The following is a 12,390-nucleotide window of genomic DNA, read 5'->3' as shown; positions in this document are numbered from 1 at the left end:
TATGAGCGACCTTTTCGACCCGGCGGCGTTTCTCGCCACCTGCAGCGGGCGCCCCGGCGTATACCGCATGTTCGACGAGGGCGCGCGCCTGCTGTATGTGGGCAAGGCCAAGAACCTCAAGAAGCGCCTGGCGAGTTATTTTCGCAAAGCCGGGCTGGCGCCGAAAACCGCAGCGCTGGTGGGGCGCATCGCCAGCATCGAAACCACCATTACCGCTAACGAAACCGAAGCGCTGTTGCTTGAGCAAACGCTGATCAAACAGTGGCGGCCGCCCTACAACATTTTACTGCGCGATGACAAATCGTACCCCTACGTGTACCTGTCCGATGGCAAGTACCCGCGGCTGTCGATCCATCGCGGGGCGAAAAAGGGCAAGGGCCGGTACTTTGGCCCCTATCCCAGCGCGGGGGCGATCCGCGAGAGCTTGAGCCTGTTGCAAAAGACCTTCGAGGTTCGCCAGTGCGAAGACAGCTACTTCAAGAACCGCACCCGGCCATGCCTGCAATACCAGATCAAACGTTGCAAAGGCCCCTGCGTGGCGGCGGTAGAACCGGCCGAATACGCCGAGGACGTACGCCACTCGATCATGTTCCTGGAAGGCCGCAGCCACCAGTTGACCCAAGAGCTGTCGCAAGAAATGGAACAGGCGGCCATGAGCCTGCAGTTCGAAAAGGCCGCCCAACTGCGTGACCAGCTCGCAGTGCTACGCCGCGTGCAAGACCAGCAAAGTATGGAAGGTGGCAACGGCGATGTGGACGTGATCGCCGCATTCATCAACCCAGGCGGCGCCTGCGTGCATTTGATCAGCGTGCGGGGCGGCCGGGTGCTGGGCAGTAAGAATTTCTTTCCCCAGGTGGGCATCGAACAAGAACTGGGCGAGGTGATGTCAGCATTCTTGTCGCAGTACTACCTGGGTGCCGGGGAGCGCGAATTGCCCGCTGAGGTGATCCTCAACGTGCTCCCGGATGATATCGAAGCGCTAGTGGAGGCTTTGGCCGGCCTGCGTGGCCGTGAAATGGCCGCCAGCCACCGAGTGCGGGGCACTCGTGCGCGCTGGCAGCAGTTGGCCGTCACCAACGCCGAGCAGGCGCTGGGCGCGCGCCTTGCCAACCGCCAGCACCTGGCCGCGCGCTTCGACGCCTTGGCCGAAGTGCTTGACCTCGACGAACCGCCACAGCGCCTGGAGTGCTATGACATCAGCCATTCCAGCGGCGAGGCGACGGTGGCCTCGTGCGTGGTGTTCGGCCCCGAAGGCCCCATCAAGAGCGATTACCGCCGTTACAACATCGAAGGTGTGACCGCCGGCGACGATTACGCGGCCATGCACCAAGCGCTGACCCGCCGCTTCGCCAGGCTCAAGGCCGGTGAAGGCAAATTGCCCGACGTGCTGTTGGTGGATGGCGGCAAGGGCCAGTTGAACATGGCTCGCGAGGTGTTGCAGGAGATGGCGGTGCCCGATTTGATCTTGCTGGGGGTGGCCAAGGGGGTGACGCGCAAGGCGGGCTTCGAAACCCTGTACCTCAATGACGCCGCCCACGAATTCACCCTCAAGGCAGACTCCCCAGCGCTGCATTTGATCCAGCAGATTCGCGACGAAGCCCACCGTTTCGCCATCACTGGCCACCGCGCCCGGCGCGGCAAAACCCGGCGTACCTCCACTTTGGAGGGCGTAGCAGGGGTAGGGCCTACCCGCCGGCGTGAGCTGCTCAAGCACTTCGGTGGCTTGCAGGAGTTGGCGCGCGCCAGTGTCGAAGAAATTGCCAAAGCACCCGGTATCAGCAAAAAGCTGGCCGAGTCGATTTATGCCAACCTACACAGCGAGTAGAATGCCCCTTCCACCTGTAGCCAGTCGTGCCGATGAATATCCCTAATTTGCTCACTGTTCTTCGTGTCTTGCTCATCCCGTGCTTCATACTGCTGTTCTATATGCCGTATGGATGGAGCTACGTGGCTGCCAGCACGGTGTTCGCCATTGCCGCCGCCACCGATTGGCTAGACGGCTATCTGGCACGGCGGCTTGGCCAGAGCACACCATTCGGAGCATTCCTCGACCCCGTGGCCGATAAGCTGATCGTGGCGGTGGCGCTGGTGCTGCTGGTGCAGGAGCACGCTAACATCTGGCTCACCTTGCCGGCGGCGGTGATCATTGGCCGTGAAATCGTGGTTTCGGCACTGCGCGAATGGATGGCCGAAATCGGTGCCCGCGCCCAGGTGGCCGTGTCGAACCTGGGTAAGTGGAAAACCGCGGCACAAATGGCCTCGCTGGTGATTCTGCTGGCCAACCCTGCGGCGATGTCGTGGTGGGTATTGCTTGGCTACAGCCTGCTGATGATCGCCGCTGGGCTCACCCTGTGGTCGATGGTCAACTACCTACGCGCCGCTTGGCCACACCTTTCTCCGCTGGCTGGCGACTAATAAAGTTTTTGAATCAAAGGCTTGACGCGGCAGGGGGATTCGCTAGAATGGCGCCCGCAACACTCTGCGGGAATAGCTCAGTTGGTAGAGCACGACCTTGCCAAGGTCGGGGTCGCGAGTTCGAGTCTCGTTTCCCGCTCCAATTTATGAATTACAGAACTCCATAGGTTTTCTAATTCATTGAAATCAGGACCTTCGGGTCCTTTTTTCGTTTCAGCAAAAGTTCACTGCAAGCCCTCCATCCGGCGCTAAGGCCATTTTATAGTTCATAAAGCCGGCCATGTCAGGCTCCGCTTTCTTACCCGGCCGGAGCGGTAGGCGAGACTCGGATCTCGCTCAAATTCGGCTTATGGGTTGCAGCGATGGCCGTTCGCCAAGTTAGGGCAGCCGGTGACGACCACACCCTCGGCGACACGGCGGCCTTTCTCCCTGGCCAGCCATGGCTGTTCTGGCGCTGCGCCACCGGCATGGTAAACCAACCGCTTGAACCGGAAATGTGTGAGCGGCAGTGGGGCGGGCTTGGCGGTATGGGCGTTGCCCGCGAAGAAAACATCGCGCTGTATCAGGCATTTGCGCGGTGAGGCCTTCGCGGATAAGGCCGCTGTGGCCTCTTACTCGCCGGCTTTCAGGCTGGTGAACGCACGGGTCAGGGCGCGGTTGAAGGCTTTACCTTTGTCATTCTTGCTGAACAGCGCCGCCCGCACCGCGGCCGGCGGATAGGTGCCCGGGTCATTGCGTATCTCCGGGTCCACTAGCGCATCGGCCGCGCTGATGGCATTGGCGTAATGGATGGTGTTGGTGATCGGCGCAATCACGTCCGGGCGCATCAGGAAGTCCATGAGTTTCAACGCCGCCGCTGGATGCGGGGCGTCTTTTGGAACGACCATGGCGTCGAACCAGATCAGTGTGCCTTCCTTCGGAATGCTGTAGTGCAGGCTGAACGGTTTGCCCGCCTGCTTGGCCTGGCTTGCGGCGATGCCGACATTGCCGTTCCAGGACATCGCTACGCAGGTGTCGCCGTTGGCCAGGTCATTGATGTTGCGGTCGTTGTCGAAGTAGCGGATGTAGGGGCGGATTTTCATCAGTTGGGCTTGGGCGGCTTTGAGGTCGGCCAGGTTCTGTTTGTTGATGTCCAAGCCAAGGTAGCGCATCACCGCCGCGTACAGTTCGTTGGGGTCGTTGAGCAGGCTAACCCCGCAGTCGGCGAATTTCGACACCACGGCCGGGTCGAACAGCATGGCCCAACTGCCCACCGGTGCGTTGGGTAGGCGCTTGTTCACTGCCTCCTGTTGATATCCCACGCCGGTGGTGCCCCAGCCATAGATCCCGGCGTAGCGGTTGCCTGGATCGAATACCGCCATATGCTGGCGGTATTCCTCGCCGATCCCGGCGAAATGCGGTAGCGCTGATTTGTCGATCGGCTGGATCGCCCCCGCCTCGATGGCGCGGATTAAGTGTTGGCCGGCGCTGAGCACCAAGTCGTAGCCGCTGCCGCCCGTGAGCAGCTTGGTCTCCATGGTTTCCAGGGAATCGAAATGGTCCTCGACCACGCGGATGCCGGTTTCTGCCTCGAAGCGCTTGAGCGTATCCGGCGCCAGGTATTCGCCCCAGATATACAGGTTGACTGTTGGCGGCTCGGCGGCGGCCGCGCTCAGGGCGGCGGTCAGCGCCGCGGCAGCTAACAGCCGTTTCATGGCCGTACCCCGGCGGCGTATTGCGGCATGGTGATACATGCCACGTTGCCGCCGCCCAGCAGGATTTCCCGGGAGTTGTGGATGCCGATGATGCGATGCTGGGGAAACAGCTCGGCCAGGGTCGCCTGAGCGGCATGATCGTGACGGCCGCCGAACAGCGGCACCACGATCACCGAATTGCCCACGTAATAGTTGATGTAAGAGGCGCAAATCTTCGTGCCCGCCTCCCGCACGTGGGTGCCTTCGATATGATCCAGGCCGGCCGCTTCTTCAGCGGTCCATTCCAGCACGTCGGGCTGCGCCAGTTTGTGCACCAACAGCTCGCGGCCGCGGCTGTCGCGGGTACTGCGCAGGATATCGTAGGCCTCTTGGTAGATTTCCCACTGCGGGTCGTCGCGGTTGTCGGTCCACTGCAGCAGCACTTCGCCGGGGCGCACGAAGCAGGCCAAGTCGTCCACGTGGCCGTCGGTTTCATCGAACTTGCAGCCGCGGGGGAGCCAGATGATCTGTTCGGCGCCCAGGTAGTCGGCCAACCGGCGGGTGACTTCTTCCTTGCCCAGATGCGCGTTGCGGTTGCGATTGAGCAGGCACTGTTCCGTGGTCAAAATACTACCCTGGCCATCGCTCTGGATGCCGCCTAATTCGGCAATCAACGGCGCGCGATAGCGGTCGAGGTTTTCAATCTCGAGAATCTTCTGGGCGATTTGATCGTCCTTGTCCCAGGGATAGTACAGGCCGCCGTCCAGGCCACCGTAGGCGTTGAACTGGAAGTCCACCCCGCGGACCTCGCCGGTGCCGTCATTGACCACGAAACATGGGCCGCTGTCGCGGAACCAGGCGTCGTTGCAGGTCATTTCCACTACCCGCACCTGCTCTGGGAGCAACCGCCGGGCATTGACGTACTGCGCCGCCGACGCGCAGACCGTCACTGGCTCGCTCTGGGCAATCGCGCAGACAATCTGTACCCACACCTGCTGCGCCGGCTTGCCACCATTGCGCCATACATCGGGGCGTTCGGGCCAGCCGAGCCAGCAACGGCTCTTGGTCTCGAATTCGCCGGGCAAGCGGAAACCATCGGCCTTGGGGGTGGTGAGCAGGGAACAGGTCATGGCAACGCTCCGTCGGTTGGGATGACAGGCACGCTACCATCCGCGTATCAGAGGCTTCCAACGAGCATTTCTAAGGAATAGGTGAGTTAAATTCAGTCAATGTGCAACTGCCCTACCAGCCACTGCAGAAACGCTGCCACCGCTGGCCGTTCCAGGCGCAGGCGGTCACAGACGATAGCGTACTGCCCCAGCGCGGTGACGCTGGCGCTGAACGGCCGAACCAGGCGACCGCTGGCCAGGTCCTCGGTGGCGGTGAGGTTGTCGCCCATGGCCAAACCTTGCCCTTGGGCCGCGGCTTCAAGAGCAAGGCCGGCATGGGCAAAATACAAATGCCGGCCGGCCTGAACATCACCTGCGTGTGCGGTTAACCAGGTGGCCCAGGTGGTGCCGTCCTGATCGTCATGCAACAGACCATGGCGGGCCACATCGCGCGGCTCGGTGAGCGTGCCCTGGTTGAACAGCACGGGGCTACACACCGGGAAGAACACCAGCACCGGCAAGGGTTTGACCCAATAGGCGCTACCGTCTTCTGGCCCGGCGCCGTAGGTAATCGCGATGTCGATATCCTCGCCCGGCGCGCTGGCGTCGATGGGCTGCTCGTGCAAATGCAGGGTGATGTGCGGGCACTGGGCAGTGAAGTCGGCAAGGCGGCGCACCAACCACTTCTGCGCCAGCTCGGCGGTGACGGCGATGCGCAGCATCGCCTGGGAGGCAGGGTCGCGCAATTCATCGCAAGCGTCGCCAATGAGCTCGAAGGCCTGCTGCAGGCGTTGCAACAGCCGCTGGGCGGCGTGAGTGGGGCGGACCTGGCGGCCTTCGCGCACGAACAGCTCGGCGCCCAGCTCGCTTTCCAGCTGTCGGATCTGGTGGCTCACCGCACTGTCGGTGACGCACAGCTCCGTGGCGGCGCGGCCGAAATGGGCGTGGCGGGCGGCACATTCGAAGGTGCGCAAGGCGGTCAGGGAGGGTAGGCGCACATGAGGAGTCCTTGCCGGGGGCGGAACGCGTAGCTTCGTACCTTATCGCCGTGACCGCAAGGCCACATCAGGGCCACCGCCATTACAGCCTTGAGCCGCCTGTCCGCTGACGCAGCCTGAGAATGGGCCTTGCGCGTTGTTCCTCGGCCTGCCCAGCGCCTTGATCTCAGATTCGCAGCTGGTTTTACCTCAGCATGCCTCACCGGCAAAAGCATGCAGCTGCCTGCCGAGGCACCACACTCGACGCGCAGGGTTACAGGCGGCTGTCGAGAAATGCCGCCAACCGTGGTGTGGGGGGCGCATCGAAGAACGAGGAGGTTGGCGCGTCGACATTCACAGTGCCCTGTTCGAGGAACACACAGCGGTGGGCAACCCGCCGGGCGAAATTCAGCTCGTGTGTGACGCAGAGCATTGTCATGCCTTCACGGGCCAGCTCTTCCATCACCGCAAGCACTTCGTTCACCATCTCCGGGTCCAGTGCCGATGTCGGTTCATCAAATAGCATGATGCGCGGCTGCATGCAGAGGGCGCGCGCTATAGCCACCCGCTGTTGCTGCCCCCCTGAGAGTTCGCTGGGGTACTTGCGCGCCTGATCAACCAGGCGCACGCGTTCAAGCAGGCGCATTGCCAGCGCGGTTGCGCTGCGCTCCGACATACCCAGCGCAACCCTGGGCGCATAGGTGCAATTACCCAATACGGTCATGTGCGGGAACAAGTTGAACTGCTGAAACACCATGCCCAGCTCCCGGCGCACGTCTTGAATGCTTTGTGGCTCATGGGTCAAGTGGATACCGGCGACTATGATTTGCCCGTTATCGTGGGGCTCAAGGTGAGCGATGCTACGTATCAGGGTTGATTTACCCGAGCCGGAGGGGCCGCAGATCACCACCGTTTCACCTTTATGGATACTCAGGTCGATGCCATGCAAAACCTGATGGTTGCCATAACTTTTGCCCACGCCCCTTAACGTGATTATGGGCGTTGGCACTGTGGGCGCGGCTTTTGGGATGGGCAATGCGGGGGCGGTCGCGGTCATGAAATAAGCGCTCGCGTTTGCCCCGCATTGAGATAACGCTCCGCGGCATCGAAGCCTAGACGGATGATGTTGATCATGGCCCAGTAAATCGCCGCAGCGGTCAGTAGCGGGGTAAAGGGATCATAGGTGAATTCGAACACCTCATTGGCTGCCGCGTTGAGCTCAACCAGTGTGATTGCGCCGACCGCTGCTGTACTTTTGACCATGATCAGTATCTCGTTTTGATAGGCGCGCAGTGCATGGCGCGCGGCGATCGGCCAGCGCACTTTCCAGAAAATAACATTCGGGCGCATGCCCAGCGCCGTCGCCGCTTCGACCACCCCCTGGGGTACCGCCTGCAACCCTGCGCGCAGGATTTCAGCCAGGTACGCCGAATGCGTAAGCGAAAGCCCTACCACCGCACAGAAGTAGGCATTGGAAAATAACGGCCACAACGGGCCGTTACGGATACCGGCTAACTGTGGAAGGCCGTTATAGATCGCATACAGCAAAATCAGGCTCGGCACCCCACGAAAGAACCCGACATAACCCGCGGCGATCCAGCGGCGACCAGGTGATGCACGGCGCAACGCCAGCGGGATGGCTATCACTAGCCCCAGTGCCAACACTGGTATCAGCACCGCCAGGGTCATGGCGGCACCCCTTAACAGTTGTGGCAAGGTGCTCCATGCCAGCGCGATGTCGTAGTGCATAGGTTTTCCTGCTTGCCATAGGGCGGAATCAATCGAGGCGTTGGCCGAACAGCGAACCGAAACCTTCGATGGAGGCGTGTACGCCCGATAACATCAAGGCGTGCCAAAAGGAGGCCTGGATAGCGCTAATCACCGGGATGCCGAGGTCTTGTTCAAGCGCCTGAATGGCGCCAACGCTGCGCATGTTGGTGCAACTGATGAACACTGCTTCCGAAGCGGGATGGACGGTGCGCCGAGCGAATTCGTAGACCCGTTCCAATGGAATTTCCCCCAGCTCGATATCGCCTGTGATGCCAAGGCCGTCAGCGGCCAGAACCTCGAAGCCGTTGGCGCCAAAAAAAGCCTGCCCGCGCTGCGTGACTTCTTCTATATAAGGGCCCACAAATGAAATACGCTTCACCGCAAAACTGCGTAAAGCTGCCAACGCGGCGCTCGAGGCGGTGGTGACCGGAATATTGCCCATTACCGCGCGCATCCGGTCGGCCACCACATCGTTGAACCCTTTGCCTTCGAGGAAACTGGCACTGGTGCCGCCGAAAACGGCAGCGCTCAATGGCGCCGTTGCCAATAAGCGTGCGGCATCCTCCAGTGGGCCTTCGCTCATCATGGTGCGGATGCCTTCGCTTGACGCATTCAGAAACGGAATCCGCGTTGTGTGAACCGATACGCCCTCGGGTGCCATCGCCTGGAACTCGGGCTCCATGACCGTACTGGACGCCATATAAATCAGGCCGATCTTGGCGCGCCAACCGGTGTAATCTTTCATCGATAAATCCTCATATTGTTAAGTTATTAATATTTACTGTTTGTTCGTGTGTGTGGAGGGCCGTCGCCGCAGGGATAATTATCGGTTTACCCCGTTACGGCCAGTCGGCAATCCCTGGCTTGTGGCTCAGGATTCTCGATGCAACAAGGCAGGGGCGGGTACCGATTTCACGGCGACCTTGCCGTAGCCTTTGCGCCGGTCTAGTCGGCCGATCATCCAAACTGTAACCAGGCTAAAGGCCAGGAAGAACAAGGACACCGCACAGTAAAAAAGAAAGGGTTCTTTCGTATTGCCCGCGGCCATCTTGGCTTGGGCGATTACTTCTTTGATGCCGACCAGGGAGATCAATGCGGTGTCTTTAAGTACGACAATCCACATATTGGTCAGGCCGGGCAGCGCCAAGCGTATCGTTTGTGGAAAAACGATCTGGGTCCACATTTTCCGGCGCGGGATCAACAGCATGGCGCTGGCTTCGAACTGCCCCTGAGGCAATGAGCGAATGGTGCTTCTGATCAACTCGGCGAGATAGGCGCTGTAAACCAGGCCGAGCGCGGTGACCCCCGCCGCGGTCGGTGTCACGTCGATATTCACTCGCATACCCAGTGCCCCGAACAGCGAGGTAATGATTTCGCTACCACCGTAATACAACAAAAACGCTACCAATAAGGCCGGCACCCCCATGAACAGCGAGGCATAGACACGCCAACAACGCCAGCGCCAGCCCCGTGGGTTCAGCGTCACAAGGGCGATGGCTGTACCCAGGCTTAATGCAATCATATAGCCGAGCACGGCGACCTTGATCGTCACCCCGGCGCCAAAGAACAGCTCGTCACCGTATCCGGTGTCGCCCCAGCTCAGCAGTCCCAACATGGTGATTCCCCTGCTCAGGACGGCTTGGTACAGGCGCTCTCAGCCGGAACGATCGCGACCGGGATAAAGCGCTCGCGGATGTGCGTGAACGTACAATCGGCGAGCATCGAGGCCAGCGCTTCATTCATTCTTTTGACGAGCTCGGGGTTGTCTTTGCGCACGATCCAGCTCGACCCACGCTCGGCCTCGGGAATGGACGGGTCACCGGTCCAGAGTTCACCGCCATCGAGTTTCCAGTCCTTGCCCTCGGGTTTGCTGATCAATTCCAGGGTCCAGTTGATTTTTGGCCCCAGCGTCGCATCGATCCTGCCCGCAAGCAGGTCAAGGCGGATCTGGTCGGGGTTGTCGTAATTGGTCAACTGAATCGCGTCGCCAAAGTGTTCGGTCAGATAGCGCGATTGGGCAGAGCCACGTTGAATACCGAAGCGAACGCCCTGCAGGCCCGTTTTGGTGAACTGGTAATGGCTGTCGGCCCGCACGATATAGGAGTCCGGGTTATAGACGATCGGCATACCGAAAAGCGCTTTCTCTTTGCGCTCGGGCAGAGGCTTGATCTGGGTGGTAACCCCATCGAGTTTCTTGGCAAGCAAGGCGGGTATGAGGGCCTTGAAATCCATGACCACGATCTCGCAGTCGGCCTTCATGCGCTTGCACATTTCCCGCGCCAGTTCAGGTTCGACACCCGTCAGCTTGCCCGATGCGTCTACCAAGCTGAAGGGCGGGTAGCTTCCTTCATTGCCAAAAACAAGCTGTTCAGCCGAGGCTACGGTTGTGGAAAAAAACAGGCTGGCGAACAGGGCGAAACCGATAGTCGAAGGGTTCAAAGCGCACCTCGTTACTGGCTAATGTGGGAACAACGTGGCGTAGCGTTAGCAGGCTCAAGGTGTGATGCCGATCAAGGTGTGGCGATGGGGTGCGTTTACCCGCCATTCATTATTCGCGCTCATATCCCGGGTTCAGATCGCCAGGTGGACTGAGCGGCGTTTATGCAAGCAGAGCATAGAGAAATTTGCATGGCCGGTAAGTTACGGCTTAACGAAGCAGAGCTTAAGCAAAACGAAAGCAGCGGTGCGCTGGGGCCAGGCCAGATGCTCATCATGGCATCGGTCATTTCAGGCGATCTGGCCCTCCCATTGCGAAAGGGCAGTGGGTCGGCAGAGGTGCCAACCGGTACATTTTTCTCCCAGCTGTTGACAGGCCAGCCGAACCAGTCCAGAATTGCGTCCATTCCTGCGCTGGGGTGGCGGAAAATCCTTTTTTAATCAATTGGTTAGAGCTTGGAGTCCGGTCCCGCCCTTATGCTAGTTTAAAAAGCATCAGGTGTTATGCCTGCTGTTCAGGGGCCGAGTAGCAAAGTGGTTATGCAGCGGATTGCAAATCCGTCTACGCCGGTTCGATTCCGACCTCGGCCTCCACCCCTTAAGACCCCGTAGATTAACGTCTGCGGGGTTTTTTATTGGGACGACAAAATGCCGATCATTTCCGCATGATATGAAACCATTTCCGCAAAGCCTGCTATTTGGTGGGCCTGACTATTTCGCCTACCCGCCGGTAAACCTGCTTTGTCATGGACTCCTTAGAGTGTCCGAGCAGGCGGCTTGCATGAGTTATATCCTCGATTTCGCTGGCGGCCTTCGGGCGTATGTCGGCGAACCTGAAGCCTCTGATTTTCGCAGCCAAGGCACTGTCGCCATTCTCGTCGGCTAATGCAGCAGCCTTGGCCCTGGCTTCATCCCACCGGTTGCGAAGCATCGGGTAGCTCATGCGCAAGCCCGACTCATTCGTTATCAGCGCAGAGTTCTTTATTCCCTTCAGTGCCCTACGCTCCATCAAACCGTCGATAAACGAGCCAAGACCAGTTGCCGCACCATCTACCATCAAGCGAATACGCAGCCGTTTTTGGGTGGGGATGCGGCGGAACTGGACAACGTCGATCTGTACCAGCGCTCGCTGAACGCATCTGCCCAGCGTGGCGCTCTCGACCAGATGGTGGCCCACGCCCTGGAAGACGGGGAGATCGATGCAGCAGAGGCCAAGAAGATCCGTTCCCTGCACGCCAAGTACATGTCGGCGAGCCTTGAGGCTATCGGTGCGGTGATTGAACTGCACAAGGCGCGGGCGTGATGCGGCTAACTCAGAACCAAGTCGTGCAGGTCTCTATCGCGGGCCGTTGCAGCCCCGATAGCACTGAAATTATTCCATCCATCCTCGGCTTGGACATTCCAGCATTTTGGCTTGAGTTGTGGGGCTATGCGGGCGGCCAGCGTTCAAAAATTGGCTACGCCAAATTTGAATTGGCAAAGGTGGACGTCATAGGGGGAGTTGGTGAAGGTACTTACCAATTAGCGCAACTGCTTCCGGCAGATGCCCAACCCCCTCATCCAATAATTTCAATGTCAGGTGTTTTATGGCCTCGGCAGAGAGTCCTTTCAGCCGTTGAGCGAGGCGATTCTTCTCTTCCGGCTGGATATCGCTGTCACGAATCTTTCTCTCCAGCAGCTCGCGGAGGGTGTCCTCATGAATCTTGATCGTGACCACTCCAAGGACTGCGCTAAGCCCTCCGTCATCGGCCAGGAAGTCCATTCCGGACTTTGTGCACTGAATGCCATTGCTGGTTGGAAGAGCGAACCCATCGCTAGTGAGCTCAATGCATTTTCTGATGAGTCCGTGCTCCGCCAAGTAGAAGAGGTTCGCGTCAACCCTTTCCTTGGTCTCTGCCGCCCCAAGCTCGATGTACAGGCCGTGCGGAGCAGGAAACGGATACGCCTCCGCTGCGGCCTCCAAGATTCGCTTCTGGAGCCTTCTATCCAATTTCATCTGTCCGGCCTCCT

General features: G+C 59.7%; 14 protein-coding genes and 2 tRNA genes. 7 read left to right on the top strand and 9 right to left on the bottom strand.

Annotated elements, in window-relative coordinates; all coding sequences use genetic code 11:
- The first annotated feature begins 1 nt into the window (after window position 1).
- The 4 genes from uvrC to HAQ05_RS19605 all read left to right on the top strand — a co-directional run bounded on the left by uvrC (window position 2) and on the right by HAQ05_RS19605 (window position 2,996).
- On the top strand, window positions 2-1,825 hold the full coding sequence (uvrC, locus tag HAQ05_RS19620; RefSeq protein ID WP_190423621.1) for an excinuclease ABC subunit UvrC: 1,824 nt from the start codon (window positions 2-4) through the stop codon (window positions 1,823-1,825).
- A 32-nt stretch (window positions 1,826-1,857) separates the two neighbouring features.
- Window positions 1,858-2,415, top strand: coding sequence for a CDP-diacylglycerol--glycerol-3-phosphate 3-phosphatidyltransferase (gene pgsA, locus HAQ05_RS19615; RefSeq protein WP_190423619.1), 558 nt, complete (start codon window positions 1,858-1,860; stop codon window positions 2,413-2,415).
- 66 nt (window positions 2,416-2,481) lie between these two features.
- Window positions 2,482-2,557: transfer RNA gene (locus HAQ05_RS19610), tRNA-Gly, on the top strand.
- Between the two features lie 220 nt (window positions 2,558-2,777).
- A complete protein-coding gene (locus tag HAQ05_RS19605) occupies window positions 2,778-2,996 on the top strand; it encodes a hypothetical protein (RefSeq protein ID WP_190423617.1) in 219 nt (72 codons plus the stop codon).
- A gap of 30 nt (window positions 2,997-3,026) precedes the next feature.
- On the opposite strand, the gene HAQ05_RS19600 is transcribed toward HAQ05_RS19605, so the two are convergent.
- From HAQ05_RS19600 to HAQ05_RS19565, 8 genes are all read right to left on the bottom strand, one after another.
- A complete protein-coding gene (locus HAQ05_RS19600) occupies window positions 3,027-4,109 on the bottom strand; it encodes an extracellular solute-binding protein (RefSeq protein ID WP_190423615.1) in 1,083 nt (360 codons plus the stop codon).
- On the bottom strand, window positions 4,106-5,218 hold the full coding sequence (gene aguA / locus HAQ05_RS19595) for an agmatine deiminase (RefSeq protein WP_190423613.1): 1,113 nt from the start codon (window positions 5,216-5,218) through the stop codon (window positions 4,106-4,108). The genes HAQ05_RS19600 and aguA overlap by 4 nt, the downstream gene beginning before the upstream one ends.
- 92 nt (window positions 5,219-5,310) lie before the next feature.
- Complete coding sequence (locus tag HAQ05_RS19590; protein ID WP_190423610.1) at window positions 5,311-6,195, bottom strand: LysR substrate-binding domain-containing protein; 885 nt, start codon at window positions 6,193-6,195, stop codon at window positions 5,311-5,313.
- Between the two features lie 253 nt (window positions 6,196-6,448).
- Window positions 6,449-7,231: an amino acid ABC transporter ATP-binding protein gene (locus tag HAQ05_RS19585; RefSeq protein ID WP_190423609.1), complete on the bottom strand. Its 783-nt coding sequence runs from the start codon at window positions 7,229-7,231 to the stop codon at window positions 6,449-6,451.
- On the bottom strand, window positions 7,228-7,923 hold the full coding sequence (locus tag HAQ05_RS19580; protein WP_190423607.1) for an ABC transporter permease: 696 nt from the start codon (window positions 7,921-7,923) through the stop codon (window positions 7,228-7,230). Before HAQ05_RS19580 ends, HAQ05_RS19585 begins: the two co-directional genes overlap by 4 nt.
- A 28-nt stretch (window positions 7,924-7,951) precedes the next feature.
- Window positions 7,952-8,689, bottom strand: coding sequence for a maleate cis-trans isomerase family protein (locus HAQ05_RS19575; protein ID WP_190423605.1), 738 nt, complete (start codon window positions 8,687-8,689; stop codon window positions 7,952-7,954).
- A gap of 126 nt (window positions 8,690-8,815) precedes the next feature.
- Entirely contained in the window at window positions 8,816-9,559 is a 744-nt protein-coding gene (locus tag HAQ05_RS19570; protein WP_190423603.1) for an ABC transporter permease, read from the bottom strand.
- A 14-nt stretch (window positions 9,560-9,573) separates the two neighbouring features.
- Window positions 9,574-10,383: a transporter substrate-binding domain-containing protein gene (locus HAQ05_RS19565; RefSeq protein ID WP_190423602.1), complete on the bottom strand. Its 810-nt coding sequence runs from the start codon at window positions 10,381-10,383 to the stop codon at window positions 9,574-9,576.
- A 162-nt stretch (window positions 10,384-10,545) separates the two neighbouring features.
- Between HAQ05_RS19565 and HAQ05_RS19560 the strand changes: the two genes are divergently transcribed.
- The 3 genes from HAQ05_RS19560 to HAQ05_RS19550 all read left to right on the top strand — a co-directional run bounded on the left by HAQ05_RS19560 (window position 10,546) and on the right by HAQ05_RS19550 (window position 11,683).
- Window positions 10,546-10,821, top strand: a complete 276-nt coding sequence (locus tag HAQ05_RS19560; RefSeq protein ID WP_190423600.1) for a hypothetical protein — start codon at window positions 10,546-10,548, stop codon at window positions 10,819-10,821.
- 79 nt (window positions 10,822-10,900) lie between these two features.
- Window positions 10,901-10,974 (top strand) — tRNA-Cys (locus tag HAQ05_RS19555).
- A gap of 484 nt (window positions 10,975-11,458) precedes the next feature.
- Window positions 11,459-11,683 carry a phage regulatory CII family protein gene (locus HAQ05_RS19550; RefSeq protein WP_238936553.1) on the top strand — a complete coding sequence of 75 codons (225 nt, stop codon included), beginning with the start codon at window positions 11,459-11,461 and terminating at the stop codon, window positions 11,681-11,683.
- A 186-nt stretch (window positions 11,684-11,869) separates the two neighbouring features.
- On the opposite strand, the gene HAQ05_RS19545 is transcribed toward HAQ05_RS19550, so the two are convergent.
- Window positions 11,870-12,376, bottom strand: a complete 507-nt coding sequence (locus HAQ05_RS19545; RefSeq protein WP_190423598.1) for a hypothetical protein — start codon at window positions 12,374-12,376, stop codon at window positions 11,870-11,872.
- Window positions 12,377-12,390: the final 14 nt, after the last annotated feature.

The organism is Pseudomonas typographi (genome assembly GCF_014694385.1).
Taxonomy (GTDB): Bacteria; Pseudomonadota; Gammaproteobacteria; order Pseudomonadales; family Pseudomonadaceae; genus Aquipseudomonas; species Aquipseudomonas typographi.
Note: the sequence above shows the minus strand (reverse complement) of the source record. Positions and strands in the feature narration are given on the sequence as shown.